Below are 16074 nucleotides of genomic sequence, written 5' to 3'. Positions count from 1 at the left end.
CGTGAGGTAGATCACTGCACCTTTTCGACCTTCGCTTCCTCGATCACCTTCTTCCACTTGTCGGTTTCGGCCGCGATCATCGCACCGAATGCTTCCGGCGGGCCGATCAGCGGTTCGCCGCCGAGATCGACCAGCCTGGCCTTGATCGCGGGTTCGGCGAGTATCTCGTTGATCTCCTTGTTCAGCTTGGCGATGACTTCCTTCGGGGTGTTCTTCGGGGCGCCCATGCCGAACAGCGCACTCGCTTCATAGCCCGGAATGGTATCGGCAAGGACCGGCACGTCAGGCAACAGCGACGATCTTGTCGTGCTGGTGACGGCGAGCGCCCGCGCCGAGCCGGCACGGACATGCTGGAGGATGGAAGGCATGTTGTCGAAGATCACCTGGACCTGGCCGCCGAGCAGATCGGTGATCGCGGGCGCAGCACCGCGATAGGGCACGTGCTGCATCTTGGCGCCGGACATCGCCATGAACATTTCGCCCGACAGATGCACCGACGTGCCGTTGCCCGACGAGGCCAGGTTCACCTTGCCGGGGTTAGCCTTCACATAGGCGATGAACTCGGCGACCGTCTTGGCCGGCACGTCCTTGTTGACCGTCATCACGTTCGGCACGCGATTGAACGCCGCGACCGGCGCGATGTCACGAACGACGTTGAACTTCAAATTGCCGTAGAGCGTGGCGTTGATGTAGTTCGCCGGATTGACCAGCAGCACGGTGTAGCCGTCGGGCTCGGCGTTGATGACGGATTCGGTCGCGATATTGTTGCCGGCGCCGGGCTTGTTCTCAATCACAAATTGCTGGCCGAGCCGCTCGGAAAGCCGCTGGCCGATCAGCCGTGCGATGATGTCGGTCGCGCCGCCCGGAGGATATCCGACGACCCATTTCACCGGCCGGGTCGGATAATCCGCCGCCGAAACATTGCCGATCGAAGCGGCAGTGGAAAGACCGACGACGGCCAGACAAATCGCGATGCGACGTGAAATCATAGAACTTCTCCTTGGAGGCCGGGATTCAGAGCCCGGTCCGTTTCTATTGAGGTGCGGTTCTATTGAACCGAACGCGGCCCGCGTTGTAACAAACAAAGTCAGGGGCGGCCAGTGCGACGGGGCGCCGCCGACCGCGACGAAAGGATAAGGCATGTCCGTCAGGGTTAATGCACTCGATCATCTCGTGATCAATGTGTCCGATGTGGCGCGTTCCGCCGAGTGGTACCGGAAAATTCTTGGTATGGAGGTCAAGGTGTTCGATCCCGGACCGGGCAAAATGCCGCGGACCTCGCTAATGTTTGGTAACCAGAAAATCAATGTGCGGCCGCGCGACGCCGACAAGGTCGAGTGGTTCACCGCCGACCACGAGACCGCCGGGAGCGACGATCTGTGTTTCCTGACGTCAAGTGCGCCGGACGAAGTGGTAGCGCACCTGAAAGCCAACGCGGTCGCGATCGAGGAAGGCCCCGTTGCAAAGCAGGGCGCCCGCGGCACGCTGCGATCGGTTTATTGCCGGGATCCCGACGGGAGTTTGATCGAAATTTCGTCGTATGAGGATGGCGGGGGCTAGCACCCCTCCCTCCCCGTCATTGCGAGCGAAGCGAAGCAATCCATCGCGCGGCATAACAGATGGATGGATTGCTTCGTCGCCCTGCTCCTCGCAATGACGCGGAGGGGACGGCACTCCCGATTTGCCCATCGCGCCATCCGATGGCAGAACTACTCCCAAGCAAAAACCAAGGCAGCCGATGAAGCTGCACGGGAGGACCAATGATCGATTCACAGGCCGCGCCGGGCATTGTCGGACCATTCGCAGGCCTCGACGTGCCGTGGCTGCTACGGATGCGCGCCGAAAGCCGCCGCAACCATCCGTTCCTGATCTGGGCACCGTTCGAGGCTCCGGCGCGGAGCTGGTCCTACGGCGAATTTCACGAGCGCGTCGGCGCCCTTTCCGCCGGCCTTGTCAAACGCGGCGTCAAGCCCGGCGAATATGTGCTGATCCATCTCGACAATTGCATCGAAGCTGTCCTGGCCTGGTTTGCCTGCGTCGAACTCGGCGCGATCGCGGTCACCACCAATACCCGCTCGGCGGCAGCGGAGATGGAGTATTTCGCCGGCCATTGCGGCGCGGTCGCCGCCATCACCCAGCCGGCATATGCCGAACTGATCTCGACCCATTGCCGCGGCCTGCGCTGGATCGCCGTGATCTCGCATGATGCGGGCGGCCGGCCTGCGCAAGCTGTACCGCGCGGCGACAGTTTTGAGCAACTGTTCGCCGACAGTGCCGACCGGCCACGCCGGGCCGCCGACCCGTTCGCGCCGTGCAGCGTCCAGTACACCTCAGGCACCACGTCGCGGCCGAAGGCGGTGCTGTGGACGCATGCCAACGCGCTGTGGGGCGCCAAGATCAATGCCGCGCATGAGGACCTCCACGCCGCCGACGTGCACCAGACTTATCTCCCGCTGTTTCACACCAATGCGCTGGCCTATTCGATGCTGGCGACGCTGTGGGTCGGCGCCACCTGCGTGATCCAGCCGCGGTTTTCGGCAAGCCGCTTCTGGGGCGTGGCGCTGGAGCACAACTGCACCTGGACCTCGACGATCCCCTTCTGCATGAAGGCGCTGCTGGAACATGAGAATCCGAAAAACCATAAATTCCGCCTCTGGGGCACCGCCGTATCCGAGCCGCCGCCGTTTGCCGCCTTCGGCGTCAAGACGATTGGCTGGTGGGGCATGACCGAAACCATTACTCATGGCATCGTCGGCGAGATCGACCAGCCCAATACGCCGATGTCGATCGGGCGCGCCGCGCCGGAATATCAGATCCGCATCGTTGGGGACGACGGCCGGCCTACGCCCGTCGGCGGCACCGGCGATCTCCTGATCAAGGGCATCCCCGGCCTGTCGCTGTTTTCAGAATATCTGCACAACGAAAAGGCCACGGGCGAAAGCTTTGACGAACACGGCTATTTCATTACCGGCGACCGCGTCACGCTGTTGGAGAACGGCTTCATAAAATTCGGCGACCGCACCAAGGATATGCTCAAGGTCGGCGGCGAGAATGTCGCGGCTTCCGAGATCGAGCAGGTAATTGCGATCGTGCCCGGCGTGCGAGAGGCCGCGGTGGTGGCGAAGAAGCATCCGATGCTGGATGAAGTGCCCGTCGTCTTCATCATTCCGCAGGCCGGCGTCGCCGGCGCACCCGCCGATCTGCATGACGCGGTGATGGCCGCCTGCCGCACTTCGTTAGCGGACTTCAAGGTGCCGCGCGAGATTCATCTCGTCGACGACATGCCGCGCTCGACGCTGGAGAAGGTGGCGAAGGCGGAATTGCGCAAGATGCTGGAGTAGACTTGCTCCGTCATTGCGAGCGAAGCGATGACGGGGGAGCAGAACAATAACATAGAATCACAAGGGGAGCGCGTCATGTCGGAGCTGAGGTCGAATTCCGTGAGGCTTTCTTGCTATTTTGCGGCGGCTTTCATCGTGACATCACCGGTCAGCATCGCGTCAGCCCAAACCGCCGACACGATCCTCTTCAACGGCAAGATCCTCACCGTCGACAAGGATTTCTCCACGCAGCAGGCAATCGCGGTCGGGGATGGCAGGATCCTCGCGACCGGCACTTCTGCCGCGATGAAGAAGCTTGCCGGCAAGACCGCGAAGCTGGTCGACCTTGGCGGTCGCACCGTGATTCCCGGGCTCACCGACGGACACATCCACGGCATCCGCGCCGCGCTGACATTCGGCACCGAGGTGAACTGGATCGGCGTGCCCACGCTGAAGGACGCGTTGGAGAAGATCGGTCAAGCTGCGAGGGCGCAAAAGCCCGGATCCTGGATCGTCGTCGCCGGCGGCTGGACCGAGGAGCAGTTTGCCGAGAAGCGCCGGCCGACACCGGCGGAAGTCGCAGCAGTGGCGCCCGACAATCCCGTCTACATCCAGCATCTCTATGACTGGCTGCTGCTGTCGACGAAGGCGATGGAGGCGCTCAACATCCGCGACGACAACGATGTGGCGCCCGGCGGCAAGCTCGCGCGCGATAGCGACAACAAGCCGACCGGCATCATCGAAGCCGGCGGCGCTGCGCTCGGCAAGGTTTTTGACAAGCTGCCAAAACCGACCATGGAGCAGCAAATCGATGGCTCCAGGAAGTTCTTCCGCGAGATGAACAGCCTCGGCATTACCGGCATCGTCGATGGCGGCGGCGTCAGCATGTATCCGGCGAATTACCAGGCGGTGTTCAGGCTGTGGCAGGACAAGCAGCTCACGGTGCGCGTCGCCTATCACCTCTGCGCGCCAAAGCCCGGCAGCGAGCTCGCCGACCTGCAAAACCTGACGCAACTCTCGCCACCAGGATTCGGCGATGCCATGCTGCACTTCAACGGCCCCGGCGAAATCCTGATCTGGGCCGACTGGACCGACGGCGACATCACGCCAGACGGCAAGGCGAAGCTCGCCGAGTTGCTGCGCTGGGCGGCGTCAAGGCGCTACACCATCCAGCTACACTGGAACCCGGACCGCACGGTGCACGACCTGCTCGACGTGGTCGAGGACATCAACAAGGATTTTCCGGTGCGCGACCTGCGCTGGACCGTGCTGCATCTCTACAATGCCTCTGAAGCCAGCTTGAAACAGATGAAGGCGCTCGGCCTGGTCTGGGGCGTGCAGGATGGGCTCTATTTCGGCGGCGAGCGGCTGCAGAAGGAGGTCGGCGTCGAACACGCCAAGGCGATGCCGCGGATTGCGACCGCGATGAAGCTCGGGCTCGTGGTCGGCGGCGGCACCGACGCACATCGCGTGTCGTCCTACAATCCCTTCGTGTCGCTGCAGTGGTATCTCGACGGTACCACGATCGGTGGCATCAAGACCCGCGGCGACGAGGAAGCGCCCAGCCGTCGCCAAGTGCTGGAGATGTACACCCGCAACACCGCCTTCATGGCAAATGACGACGACAAACGCGGCACGCTGGAGGCCGGCAAGTTCGCCGACCTCGCGGTGCTGTCGGCGGACTACATGACCGCGCCCGTGAAGGAGATCGGCAAGATCAAATCGGTGCTGACGATGGTCGGCGGCAAGGTGGTGTATGCGGCGCCGCCGTTTGCGGAGATGCGCTAGTTCGTAGCGTAGTCGCGCAGGGTGGGCAAAGCGCAGCGTGCCCACCATCAAGAGCAGCGCCAGAAGTGGTGGGCACGCTTCGCTTTGCCCACCCTACGGGGCCTTCGCATCGCCTCGGAATCACGAACGGAAAATCAATAATACCCGAACGCCACCGGGCGGAAGGCGTGCAGCAAATGCTGGTCGAGCTTGTCGCCCATTTCTTCCATCATGCCGAACGCCTTTGCGTGGGTGAACTGCAGCCGGTAGGCACGCTTCTCGACCAAAGCCGCATAGATATCCACGATCGTGGTCAGCCTCACGATGTCGCTGATCTGCTTGCCGTTCAGGCCGTTGGGATAGCCGGTGCCGTCGAGGAACTCGTGGTGGTGCAGCACCACATCGAGCATTTCGGGCGGGAAACCGCCCTGCGCGGACAGCGCGTCGTAGCCACGGCGCGGATGCTGGCGCATCTCTTCCATTTCTTCCAGCGTCAGCGGGCCCGGCTTGTCCAGGATCGCCACCGGAATGAAGGCCTTGCCGACGTCGTGGAGCAGGGCGGCGCGGGCGAGACGACGCTGGTCGTCCTCGCGCATGCCGAGATGCTGCGCGTAGGCGACCGCAAAACCGGTGACGAAGAGACAATGGCGATAGCTGCCGCTGTGATGGCAGCCGACCGTCGTCAACCATTCCCGCAAGGATGAATGCCTGATCGCCTTGAGAATCTTGTTCTCGGCCTCGACGATGTCAGTGAATTTCAGGGGAACGCCGGCCGGGAGCTTTTCGAAGATCTTGACCATCACGGCATGCGCCGCCTCGACCCCGCGGTTGAGGGCCTTGCCGCGATCGGTCTCGTCAAAGCCATCGCTGTCCGGAAACGCCGCGCGAATTCGCTGCAGGATTCCTTGCGCGTCGAAGGGCCGCGCGATGGTGTCGGTGGCGCCGAGCGCCCAGGCCTGCATCGATCCATGATGCAACGCATCCGCCAGCACGAACAGCCGCGGCATTTCGCGATAGGCCTCGGCGCGCAGCTTGTTGCGTACCAACTGCACGCTCTCGGCGGAGCGCAAGTTGATGTCGACCACGATTCCCGCCAGGTCGCGCTCCGGCGCGTCGGGAATATCAGAAGTCGCGATCGTGTCGACCTGACCGACGGACCGCAGAATGCTGGCGAGTTCGCTGCTTTGATCGCCCCGATCCGAAGCCAGCAGCAGCCGGCGCTTGGTCGAAGTCTTGTTGGCTACCGATGTCATGAAACCCCAGACCCCTAGCATTGACGACGTGCAACCGATGCTAGCGGAGAATGGGTTCCCCGGGACTTAAGAGGGATGCTGAAGGCGAACTACCATAAACGCTAAAATTTTAGCGATCTGGTTCGTGACGCGACGCACCCGCGCCTGTCATCATCCGCCTTGTGCGCAAGTGCGCACTGGGGCGGATGATCCGGTACGCCGCGACGACTGTGAAGTCGCCACGGCCGCGGCGTACTGGATGCCCTGCCGCCTGTCATCGGGCTCGCCGAAGGCGAGACCCGTTGGCGGGGCATGACGTCGTGGGCTCACAAGACAAATCCGCCGGGAGCATGCCCCCGGCGGACCATTCATCGATCGATGATGCGCCTGTCTTTACGCCTTCATGTTCGCCTTCACCGCTTCCGCCGTGATCGGCAACGAGCGGATGCGCGCGCCGCAGGCGTTGAAGATGGCGTTGCCGAGCGCGGGCGCGATCACCGTCACTGCCGGCTCGCCGACGCCGGTCGGCTTGTCGCCGTTGGCGATGACGTTGACGGCGACTTCCGGCGTCTGGCTCATCCGCAGTGGCGTGTAGGTATCGAAATTGGTCTGCTCGATACCACCGTCCTTCAGCGTCGCCTTTTCATACATGGCGAGCGAAAGGCCCCACAGCGCCGCGCCCTCGACCTGGGCGCGGATGTTGTCGGGATGCACCTGCATGCCGACGTCGGTGGCAACGGTCAATTTCTTGACCTTGACATCGCCGGACGGCGAAACCGCGACGTGGGCCACGCATGCGGTCCAGCTTGCGGTTGCCCGCTCCTGCGACGAGACGCAGGCGACGCCCATGCCCTCGCCTTTCGGCAGTTTGGTGGTGCCGTAGCCGGCCATGCCCATCGCCGCCAGCAGCGTGTTGCGCAGGCGTTGCGCACCGCCGTCGTTCTTGCCTTTGCCGTCCAGCAGCGCGATCCGGTACTCGGCGGGATCCTTGCCGGCGGCGTGGGCGAGTTCGTCGATCATGCTTTCGACCGCCCAGAAGGTCCAGCCAGGCGCGACCGAGCGCAACTGTCCCGACGGGGTGGCGGTATGCGCCATCTCGTTCTTGATCGCGCGGACATTGTGATTGGGCACGGAATAGAAGAAGTCCGCACCATTCACGGTGAACGAGTCCAGCGGTCCCTTCTTGTCGACCGACGGCGTCAGGAAATCGGGGATTCCCCAGCGCGCGGTCGGCCAGGCCGAGACCACGTCGTGGTTGAGCGCGATCAGTTTGCCGTCACCGTCCACGCCCGCCTTCACCTTCTGGAAGGTCAGCGGACGCGAATAGTCCATGGTCATGTCATTTTCGCGCGAATAGATCACCTTGACCGGCTTGCCGACGGCTTTCGCCGCCTGCACCGCGGGCACCATCATGTCGGCGTCGAGACGCCGGCCGAAGCCGCCGCCCAGCCACATCTGATGCATCACGACGAACTTGGGATCGATCCCGGCAGCCCCCGCCGCGATCGCGCCGGAGCGCGTCGCGAACTGATTGCCGGAATAGATGTGCAGGATGTCGCCCTTGAACTCGGCAGTCGCGTTCATCGGCTCCAGCGGTGCATGGATGTTGATGCTGGTGGTGTATTCCGCCTCCAGCACCTTGGCCGCGGTCCCGAAGGCCGCCGCCGTGTCGCCGTCCTTGACGAAGAACTGTCCAGAATCGTCGAGCGCCTGCAGCCGCTTGGCTTCGTCGAGCAACGACTGGCTCGACAGCTTGGCGTTCGGACCGTTGTCATAGGTGATCTTCAGCGCGTCGGCCGCCTTGCGGGCGTTGGCATAGGTATTGGCGACCGCCACCACCCAGCCGGTCGTGCTACCCGTCTTGTCATCAAGCGTCACCGCCTTGATGAAGCCCGGCACCTTCTTGGCAGCAGAATCGTCGACCGACTTCACCGTGGCGCCATAGCGCACCGGCGGCGTGACCACCTTGCCGTAGGCCATGCCCGGCAGCATGACGTCGATGCCGTATTTGGCCGTGCCGTTGACCTTCGGGGGGATGTCGAGCTGCGGAACCGAGACGCCGACCATCGTGTACTGATCGGGTGTCTTGAGCTTGATCGCCTTGAGTTCATCCGGCGTGAAGGTCTTGGTGATCTTGCCGCTCTTGACGATTTCTGCAAACGTCATCGACTTCTTCGACTTCGGATGCGCGACAGTAGAGTTACGCACCACCAACTCGCCGGTCGGCACGCCCATCGCGCTGGCGGCGGCTTCGGTCAACGCGATACGTCCCGCGGCGCCCGCGCGGCTCATCGCATCGAAGTTCATCATCGTGCTCCAGCTACCGCCGGTAATCTGCGCGCCGAGCACGGGGTCGTTGAACTTCGGATCGTTGGAGGCAAGCTGGACCCGCATGTCCTTCCAGTTCGAACCGAGCTCTTCGGAAACGATCTGCGCCATGGTCGAGGCGATGTGCTGGCCCATGTCGGCCTTGCCGCAGGTGACGGTGACGAGACCGTCGGGCCCAATCGAATACCAGACGCTGGGCTCGAAAGCGGAGGGTGCCGCCAAAGCCTGATCGATGCCGGGAACGCCGGCATAGCCGAGCACGAGGCCGGTGGCGGCCGAGCCAACCAGGAATGAGCGGCGGCTGAGATCGGTGGGAACGTTATCGGTGATTTTCACGTGCGTATTCATGTGGCCCTCCGCTCGGTGCCGGCGTTGGAGGCAGTACGCATTTCGGATGCGGCGCGCATGATCGCCTTCTGAATGCGCGAATAGGTCATGCAACGGCACAGATTGCCGTCCATATGCGCGACCACTTCATCCTTGGTCGGATTCGGATTCTTGGAAAGAAGCGATGCCGCCTGCATGATCTGGCCCGACTGGCAGTAGCCGCATTGCGGGACCTGCTCGAGAATCCAGGCCTTCTGCAAGGGATGATCGCCCTTGGCGGACAGACCTTCGATGGTGGTGATCTTCTTCCCGACGGCGTCGCTGACCAGGGTCTGGCAGGAACGAACGGCTTCGCCGTTGACGTGAACCGTGCAGGCGCCGCAGAGACCTGCGCCGCAGCCGAATTTCGTACCGGTCATCTGCAATTGCTCGCGGATGACCCAGAGCAGCGGCGTATCGCCGGCCGCCTCGACGGACATATTCCGTCCGTTGATATTGAGATTTGGCATCGCGTTTTCCCTTCCGGTGTCGGAAGCCGCTTACGGCGGCATCTCACTTTTGGGTATTGGCCGGCACCCACCGGGTCGATGCCAGTCGGCGCGCAGAATGATACCGAACTTTCCCGGAGGCAATCCAATTTGGAATCGTTCGAAGAGAATAAAACATTGAAGGGCTGCTTGTGCGCTGCGGCAAGGCTTTGTCGCCGACACGTCAATGAACGGCGTCGCCGCAGACGCACCTTCTGTTTCCGCATTTCCCAACGGCGAACGGATCGCGCTAGGATAGTGCGAGGGCGGTATGGGGCGTCGTTTGCTTCGGGAAAAACAGGAATGCCGACAATCAATCGCGACGGAGTCCGGATCCACTACGAGGTTCACGGCGCCGGCCCACCTCTATTGCTGACCCATGGCTATTCGTCGACGAGCGGGATGTGGCAAGGCCAGATCGCGGCCTTGTCGAAACATCACAAGCTCGTGTTGTGGGACATGCGCGGTCACGGCCAGTCCGGTTACCCCGAGGATACCGCTGCCTATAGCGAGGCGCTGACGGTAGGCGACATGGCGGCGCTGCTCGACGCCGTCGGCGCCGGAAAGGCGATCGTCGGCGGGCTCTCGCTCGGCGGCTACATGTCGCTGGCGTTCTACCGGGCCCATCCGCACCGCGTCCGCGCACTGCTGATCATCGACACCGGCCCGGGCTTCAAGAAGGACGAGGCCCGCGAGGTCTGGAATAAGCGCGCGCATGACACCGGCGACCGCTTCGAGCGCGAGGGCCTGGAGGTTCTGAAATCGGCCAGCCGGGAACGGTCCAGCGTCACCCATCGCGACGCGTCGGGACTGGCGCGCGCCGCGCGCGGCATGCTGACCCAGCGCGATGCCCGCGTGATCGAGTCCCTGCCCGATATCAAGGTGCCGTCCCTGATCGTCGTCGGCGCCGACGATACACCGTTCCTCGCCGCTTCCGACTACATGGCGGCCAAGATTCCCGGCGCGCAGAAGGTGGTGATCCCGGCCGCCGGCCACGCCGTCAACATCGACCAGCCGCAGGCCTTCATCGACGCCGTGCTGCCGTTCCTCGACGGCCTCGATGCCAAGACAACCGGAGAAACGGCAACGACAAAGGCCGCGTCATGAAGATAGCCGCTGTGGCCCTCGCCCTGCTCGCAGGCAGCTTTGCGCAGGCTGCCGCGCAAAAACTGCCGCCGATCGGCGACCCCTATCCGCCGCCTTTCACCGAAACGCTGTCGAACAACACACCCTTGGCGTTCGGCATGGACGCCGACGAAGCCGCGCGGGCGCTCGGCACCCCGCTGAATTATGTCCGGGGACGACCGGGCGAGGAAATCTTCCTCGTATTCCGCAACATCGGCGGCAGCGGATTGTTCTACAAGAAGGACCGGCTCTATCTGCAATTCCGCAAAGGTCGGCTGGCCGGCTGGAAGGGCGACTGGGGCCACAACTGGATGTGGCAGTAGCTCTCGGCTCCGCACATTCACGCAACCGACTTCGTGCGACCCAAAACAAGAAGGGATGACCCGTGGGACAGGATATCAAACTGACGGCATCGGACGGCTTCAAACCGGGCGGCTATCGCGCCGATCCCGCGGGCGCGCCAAAAGCGGCCATCGTGGTGATCCAGGAGATCTTTGGCGTCAATCACCACATCCGCTCGGTGTGCGATCGGCTGGCGGCCGAAGGCCATGTCGCGATCGCGCCGTCGATCTTCGATCGCGTCCAGCCGGACTTCCAGTGCGGCTATTCGCCGGACGAGATCGCGACCGCGCGAAAGTTCATCGCCAATCCCGATTGGGCCGCGATGCTGCGCGATACCCAGGCCGCGATCGATGCCGTGAAGGATGTCGGCCCGGTCGGCATCATCGGCTTCTGCCTCGGCGGCAGCATCGCCTATGCGGCGGCGACCAAGCTGTCGGGTCTATCGGCCGCGGTCGGCTATTACGGCGGCGCCGTGGTCCGCTTTGCCGACGACAAGCCGCAAGTGCCGACGCAACTGCATTTCGGCGAAAAGGATGCAGGCATTCCGCTGACCGACGTCGAAACCATCAAGGCCAAGCGGCCTGATGTCGAAGTCCACATTTATCCCGGCGCGCAGCACGGCTTTCACTGCGACGAGCGCGCCAGCTACGACAAGGCCAGCGCCGACATCGCCTGGCCGCGCAGCCTGGCGTTTTTCGCGAAGCATTTGAAGTGACGCCCGGAGGGCGTCATTCCGGGGCGATGCGCAGCATCGAGCCCGGAATCTCGAGATTCCGGGTTCGTGCTATCGCACGCCCCGGAATGACGGAAGTGGCTAAAGCCAACGCTTGCTGCTCTTACTTCACTCGCCCTTGACGCCGGTTGCCTTTACGACATCGGCCCACCGCTCGTAATCGCGGCGCAGGACTTTCTCGAACGTTTCGGCCGATCCGCCCACCGGCACGAGGCTGAGCGTCTCGATCCCGGCGACGCCCTCGGGCGAGGCGATGATGCGGGCGAGTTCCTCGGAAAGCTTCGCCACGATCTCCTTGGGCGTTGCGGCGGGCACGAACACGCCAAGCCAGCCTTCGATCTCAAAACCGGGGTAACCAAGTTCGGCCATCGTCGGCACGTCGGGCAACGCGGTCCTGCGCTTCTCGCCGCCAACCGCCAACGGCCTGAGCTTGCCCGCCTTGATTTGCGCGCTGGCCGTGGTCAGGTCGACGAAAGCCGACGTCACGGTGTTGGCGAGCAGGTCGTTCGTGAGAGGAGCCGAGCCGCGATAGGGGACATGGGTCATGTCGATATTGGCGGTCTTCTTGAGCAATTCGCCGTAGAGGTGAGATGTCGTGGCGTTGCCGAAGGTGCCGTAAGGCTTTCCGGGGTTTGCCTTGGCATAGTCGATCAGTTCCTTGACGGACTTGATCGGCTGCTGCTCGGGGACCGTCAGAACGATGGTCGACAAGGCGATCTGGGTGACGGGCGCGAGATCCTTGAACACATCGTAGGGCAGCTTCGCAACGAGGCTCGGCGCCTGAATGATCTGGGTAATGCCGACCAGCACGGTGTATCCATCGGGCTGCGCCTTCGCCACATAATCGTTGCCGACCACGCCGCCGCCACCCGACTTGTTCTCCACGAGCACGGTCTGCTTCCATGACTCCGACAATTTGTTGGCAAGCAAACGGGCCAGGACGTCGGTGGCGCCGCCCGCCGGATAGGGCACGACGAAGGTGATGCGCCGGCTCGGATAGGAATCCGCCGATGCCTGATGCGACGAGGCGCACAAGGCCGTCACGGCGATGGAAGCGAGCAACGCTGCCGCGGTCGCCGCGCGCGCCACGCGAACCGGCAAATGATAGTTCATGGTCATACTCCGGATTGCAGGCACTTAACCGAACAAACCGGCGCGCCTAGATTTGGACGTCGTTCTTCTACATCGCTGCAGTGCAACTTGGAATAAGGTTTCGAATGCGGTCAGCGCATAGCGCTAATTTATCGCAACCAAAGCGGCTCGATGCCGATGCACCGGCGTCAACAAAGACTTCCAGACACGTGCGAAGCCGCATGTCCGCCACTGCAAGTTAGATGCAGAACGCAGACCTCCGCTGGTGCGAAACCGATGATGAATTTTCTTGGTCAAATGCGAGGCATTTGCCTGACACAAATGCTCAAGAAAAGAACTGACTCAGATGACGGCTCGATGAAGGGCTTCACGCCCTAGAACCAGCGCTCGCTGACGAGCACGGTGTCGCCGGGACTGATCGCGCTGCCGGGCGGAACGACGAAGCGCGCCGTTCCCGACGCGTCGGTATGCGTGATCGTGACACGATCGCGCAGGGCGCGCGGCGAAAAACCGCCGGCGATCGCCACCGCGCTCTCGACCGTCATGTTGGGCACGTACGGATATTGCCCGGGTGCTGCGACTTCGCCGAGAATGAAGAACGGCCGATAGGCTTCGATCTCCACCGCGACCGACGGCTCCCTGATGAAGCCGCGGCGCAGCTTCGCTGATATCTCCGCCGCCAGTCCGGCCGTGGTGCGGCCGCGCGCCGGCACCGAACCGATCAGCGGCATCGTGATCGAGCCGCCGGCGTCGATCGCGTAGGTATTGGTCAGACCTTCCTGACCGTAGATAACGACGCGCAGCCTGTCGCCGGCATCGAGATGATAGGCCGCGTCGTGTCGCACGGGCGCGGATTCGACATGGGCCGCGGGTGCGGCCATGACGATGGGGGTTGGTGCTGCGGCAAAGGCCGCGCGAAGCGCGCCGATGGCGCCGCCGCCGGAATCGGCCGCAACCGCCTGCGGCGGCGGGCTGTTGGCGTGGCCATAGGCCATTGAATCGAGATCGCCTTGCGGCGTGACCGCAACCGGCCCGGTCGTGCGCATGCAGCCCGACAGAGCGAGCGCGGTGATGATCGCAGTGATCGGTATTCGAAACGCGCGCACAACCCGCACCGGAGCCCATCCCTCAAAGCGAGACAGCTCTAGTCTTGCACCGGGTATGGTTAACAAAGGGTTTTTTGCGATTCAGGGTAGCGCGAACGAGGCGCCCTCGCCCCCGTGTTTGCGGGGCGAGGAAACAAGAAGGCAGCCGATCAGGCACTCACGCCGACGCCGATCGGGCACGACACGCCGGTGCCTCCCAGTCCGCAATAGCCCGCCGGGTTCTTGGCGAGATATTGCTGATGATAGTCCTCGGCGTAATAGAATTCGCCCGACGGCGCGATCTCGGTGGTGATGGCACCGAGACCCTTGGCGGAAAGCGCCTTCTGGTAAGTTGCCTTCGACGCGTCGGCAGCCTGGCGCTGCGCATCGCCGAAGGTGTAGATTGCCGAGCGATACTGGGTGCCGACATCGTTGCCCTGGCGCATGCCCTGCGTCGGGTTGTGATTTTCCCAGAACGTCTTCAGGAGCTGCTCGTAAGAGATCTTCTTCGGATCGAACACGACCAGCACAGCTTCGGTATGACCGGTGCGGCCCGAACAGACCTCTTCATAGGTCGGATTGGGCGTATGTCCGCCGGCATAGCCGACGGCGGTCGCATAGATGCCGTCACCGAGTTCCCAGAACTTGCGCTCGGCGCCCCAGAAGCAGCCGAGGCCAAACACCGCCTGCTCGAGGCCAGCGGGATAGGGCGGCTGCAGCTTGCGGCCGTTGACGAAATGCGTGGTGGCGGTCGGGATCGGGCTGGCACGTCCCGGCAGCGCTTCGGCTGCACTCGGCAACGCGGTGGTCTTGCGCATGAACATGGAGTACCTCCAGGCGTGACATCGGCCGACGCAGGCTACGGCATCTGCCAGTTGGACTTCTATATTCTATATAAGTCTTTACGCCGGAGGCCGCAGCCCTGTTACGCAGCCCCTGGAGCGCGGCAGGCCCTCCGGTCAGTCCCGCGAATAGCCGATCAGCGGCTTGCGGGGCCGGAACAGGATCATGAGCAGAATGCCGACCACGCCCAGCACGGCGAAAACCGGCTGATCAAGCAGGACCTTGACCACGCTGTTCCAGAGCCAGGGCGCGGTACCCTCGACCCAGGTCCGGAACGCAAGCTGGCTGGACTGATGGATGTCGTTCCAGAACTGTCCGAAACGGGTGAAACGCAGGGTCTGGTCGGCGACGAAACGGGCGCCGTCATAGACCATGAAGATGAATCCGCCGGCCAGGAGCAGCAGGCCGATTAGCCGGAAAAAACCGCGGATCATGCGTCACCTTAATATCTATCGCCCCAAAAGGCCGTCAGCCAATACCGGGGGCACCCCGGAAATTCAACCTCATCAGCACCTTGCAGGCCATTTTCGCCCCCTTCCCGGCCTTTCGGGTAGGGCGGAAAGCGTTGACGGTGCCGGACGCGCCCTCTATAAGACCCCCAATGGCGGCGGGCGCAATCCCGCCGCCGCTGTTCTTTGAGCAGCGCCGCTCTCGGGAGTAATTTGGCTTCCGTCCATGGCATCCTCAAGAACGGCTACGTCAGAACACCCTGGAAAACACAACCAGCGTCGATCACGCAATTTGAACGGCCGGCGCGCTCAAGCCCGACCACCCGAGCGATGACAGCCGAAGGATAGTTGAGAACATGGCCAATACCACTTCCGCCAAAAAGGCGACCCGCAAGATTGCGCGCCGCACCATCGTCAACAAGTCGCGCCGCACGCAGATGCGCGGCGCGGTCCGCACCGTCGAGGAAGCGATCAAGAGCGGCGATCGTAACGCCGCGCTGGAAGCGATGAAGCGCGCGGAACCGGAACTGATGCAAGCCGCGCAGCGCAACATCATTCACAAGAACAATGCGAGCCGGAAGGTTTCGCGCCTGTCGCACGCGATCGCCAAGCTCGCGAAGTGAACTGACAGAAATAGATATTCGTCAAAAGCCCGGCTTCGCCGGGCTTTTCTTTTTCTGTCACGCCGGGGACGTGCGCGCGCGAACCCAAAATCCACTTCACCACGCACCTGCATCCTGTTGCATTTCGGGCTCACACTGAAAGGCTTCACTCTCGAGCGACTGTGACAATTCAATTGTCCCGTTGCTGAACACCGACTTACGTGTCACATTTCTAACGCCCGTAATTTTACGGCGTGCAATTTATTGCACCGGCGTTGCTATGCGCAGTTGCGAGAAGCGCG

General features: G+C 62.9%; 15 protein-coding genes. 7 read left to right on the top strand and 8 right to left on the bottom strand.

Annotated features, from left to right (window positions below; translation table 11 throughout):
* Positions 1 to 11 precede the first annotated feature (11 nt).
* Positions 12 to 989: a Bug family tripartite tricarboxylate transporter substrate binding protein gene (locus V1288_RS12745; RefSeq protein ID WP_334357369.1), complete on the bottom strand. Its 978-nt coding sequence runs from the start codon at positions 987 to 989 to the stop codon at positions 12 to 14.
* Positions 990 to 1140: 151 nt separating this feature from the next.
* Between V1288_RS12745 and V1288_RS12740 the strand changes: the two genes are divergently transcribed.
* From V1288_RS12740 to V1288_RS12730, 3 genes are all read left to right on the top strand, one after another.
* On the top strand, positions 1141 to 1560 hold the full coding sequence (locus V1288_RS12740) for a VOC family protein (protein ID WP_334357368.1): 420 nt from the start codon (positions 1141 to 1143) through the stop codon (positions 1558 to 1560).
* Positions 1561 to 1760: 200 nt separating this feature from the next.
* Positions 1761 to 3341 carry an AMP-binding protein gene (locus V1288_RS12735; protein WP_334357367.1) on the top strand — a complete coding sequence of 527 codons (1581 nt, stop codon included), beginning with the start codon at positions 1761 to 1763 and terminating at the stop codon, positions 3339 to 3341.
* A 75-nt stretch (positions 3342 to 3416) separates the two neighbouring features.
* Positions 3417 to 5108, top strand: a complete 1692-nt coding sequence (locus tag V1288_RS12730) for an amidohydrolase (RefSeq protein WP_334357366.1) — start codon at positions 3417 to 3419, stop codon at positions 5106 to 5108.
* Between the two features lie 134 nt (positions 5109 to 5242).
* Here the strand turns inward: V1288_RS12730 and V1288_RS12725 are convergent, their stop codons facing one another.
* The 3 genes from V1288_RS12725 to V1288_RS12715 form a co-directional block, all read right to left on the bottom strand.
* Entirely contained in the window at positions 5243 to 6340 is a 1098-nt protein-coding gene (locus tag V1288_RS12725) for an HD-GYP domain-containing protein (RefSeq protein ID WP_334357365.1), read from the bottom strand.
* A 372-nt stretch (positions 6341 to 6712) separates the two neighbouring features.
* The gene (locus V1288_RS12720) at positions 6713 to 8995 is read right to left on the bottom strand and encodes a xanthine dehydrogenase family protein molybdopterin-binding subunit (protein ID WP_334357364.1); all 2283 of its coding nucleotides are present in this window, start codon (positions 8993 to 8995) and stop codon (positions 6713 to 6715) included.
* The gene (locus tag V1288_RS12715; protein ID WP_334357363.1) at positions 8992 to 9483 is read right to left on the bottom strand and encodes a (2Fe-2S)-binding protein; all 492 of its coding nucleotides are present in this window, start codon (positions 9481 to 9483) and stop codon (positions 8992 to 8994) included. The genes V1288_RS12720 and V1288_RS12715 overlap by 4 nt, the downstream gene beginning before the upstream one ends.
* Before the next feature lie 321 nt (positions 9484 to 9804).
* Here V1288_RS12715 and V1288_RS12710 point away from each other — a divergent pair, with 321 nt between their 5' ends.
* The 3 genes from V1288_RS12710 (at position 9805) to V1288_RS12700 (ending at position 11683) form a co-directional block, all read left to right on the top strand.
* Positions 9805 to 10608: an alpha/beta fold hydrolase gene (locus V1288_RS12710; protein ID WP_334357362.1), complete on the top strand. Its 804-nt coding sequence runs from the start codon at positions 9805 to 9807 to the stop codon at positions 10606 to 10608.
* Positions 10605 to 10949, top strand: a complete 345-nt coding sequence (locus tag V1288_RS12705) for a hypothetical protein (RefSeq protein WP_334357361.1) — start codon at positions 10605 to 10607, stop codon at positions 10947 to 10949. Before V1288_RS12710 ends, V1288_RS12705 begins: the two co-directional genes overlap by 4 nt.
* A 62-nt stretch (positions 10950 to 11011) precedes the next feature.
* Positions 11012 to 11683, top strand: coding sequence for a dienelactone hydrolase family protein (locus V1288_RS12700; RefSeq protein ID WP_334357360.1), 672 nt, complete (start codon positions 11012 to 11014; stop codon positions 11681 to 11683).
* A 126-nt stretch (positions 11684 to 11809) separates the two neighbouring features.
* On the opposite strand, the gene V1288_RS12695 is transcribed toward V1288_RS12700, so the two are convergent.
* From V1288_RS12695 to V1288_RS12680, 4 genes are all read right to left on the bottom strand, one after another.
* On the bottom strand, positions 11810 to 12814 hold the full coding sequence (locus V1288_RS12695; RefSeq protein WP_334357359.1) for a Bug family tripartite tricarboxylate transporter substrate binding protein: 1005 nt from the start codon (positions 12812 to 12814) through the stop codon (positions 11810 to 11812).
* Between the two features lie 353 nt (positions 12815 to 13167).
* Positions 13168 to 13899, bottom strand: coding sequence for a polysaccharide biosynthesis/export family protein (locus V1288_RS12690; RefSeq protein ID WP_334361289.1), 732 nt, complete (start codon positions 13897 to 13899; stop codon positions 13168 to 13170).
* A 149-nt stretch (positions 13900 to 14048) separates the two neighbouring features.
* Positions 14049 to 14702, bottom strand: coding sequence for a peptide-methionine (S)-S-oxide reductase MsrA (msrA, locus tag V1288_RS12685; RefSeq protein WP_334357358.1), 654 nt, complete (start codon positions 14700 to 14702; stop codon positions 14049 to 14051).
* 135 nt (positions 14703 to 14837) lie between these two features.
* Positions 14838 to 15155, bottom strand: a complete 318-nt coding sequence (locus V1288_RS12680; RefSeq protein ID WP_334357357.1) for a hypothetical protein — start codon at positions 15153 to 15155, stop codon at positions 14838 to 14840.
* Positions 15156 to 15526: 371 nt separating this feature from the next.
* Between V1288_RS12680 and rpsT the strand changes: the two genes are divergently transcribed.
* The gene (gene rpsT / locus V1288_RS12675) at positions 15527 to 15793 is read left to right on the top strand and encodes a 30S ribosomal protein S20 (protein WP_334357356.1); all 267 of its coding nucleotides are present in this window, start codon (positions 15527 to 15529) and stop codon (positions 15791 to 15793) included.
* Positions 15794 to 16074 lie beyond the last annotated feature (281 nt).

It is taken from the genome of Bradyrhizobium sp. AZCC 2176, assembly GCF_036924645.1.
Lineage (GTDB): Bacteria > Pseudomonadota > Alphaproteobacteria > Rhizobiales > Xanthobacteraceae > Bradyrhizobium.
This window is presented reverse-complemented; position numbering and strand designations above follow the sequence as displayed.

Bases quoted from the DNA above. Each gene is read 5' to 3' on its own strand.
- V1288_RS12745 (WP_334357369.1), bottom strand. From the start codon at position 989: ATGATTTCACGTCGCATCGCGATTTGTCTGGCCGTCGTCGGTCTTTCC.
- V1288_RS12740 (WP_334357368.1), top strand. From the start codon at position 1,141: ATGTCCGTCAGGGTTAATGCACTCGATCATCTCGTGATCAATGTGTCC.
- V1288_RS12735 (WP_334357367.1), top strand. From the start codon at position 1,761: ATGATCGATTCACAGGCCGCGCCGGGCATTGTCGGACCATTCGCAGGC.
- V1288_RS12730 (WP_334357366.1), top strand. From the start codon at position 3,417: ATGTCGGAGCTGAGGTCGAATTCCGTGAGGCTTTCTTGCTATTTTGCG.
- V1288_RS12725 (WP_334357365.1), bottom strand. From the start codon at position 6,340: ATGACATCGGTAGCCAACAAGACTTCGACCAAGCGCCGGCTGCTGCTG.
- V1288_RS12720 (WP_334357364.1), bottom strand. From the start codon at position 8,995: ATGAATACGCACGTGAAAATCACCGATAACGTTCCCACCGATCTCAGC.
- V1288_RS12715 (WP_334357363.1), bottom strand. From the start codon at position 9,483: ATGCCAAATCTCAATATCAACGGACGGAATATGTCCGTCGAGGCGGCC.
- V1288_RS12710 (WP_334357362.1), top strand. From the start codon at position 9,805: ATGCCGACAATCAATCGCGACGGAGTCCGGATCCACTACGAGGTTCAC.
- V1288_RS12705 (WP_334357361.1), top strand. From the start codon at position 10,605: ATGAAGATAGCCGCTGTGGCCCTCGCCCTGCTCGCAGGCAGCTTTGCG.
- V1288_RS12695 (WP_334357359.1), bottom strand. From the start codon at position 12,814: ATGAACTATCATTTGCCGGTTCGCGTGGCGCGCGCGGCGACCGCGGCA.
- msrA (WP_334357358.1), bottom strand. From the start codon at position 14,702: ATGTTCATGCGCAAGACCACCGCGTTGCCGAGTGCAGCCGAAGCGCTG.
- V1288_RS12680 (WP_334357357.1), bottom strand. From the start codon at position 15,155: ATGATCCGCGGTTTTTTCCGGCTAATCGGCCTGCTGCTCCTGGCCGGC.
- rpsT (WP_334357356.1), top strand. From the start codon at position 15,527: ATGGCCAATACCACTTCCGCCAAAAAGGCGACCCGCAAGATTGCGCGC.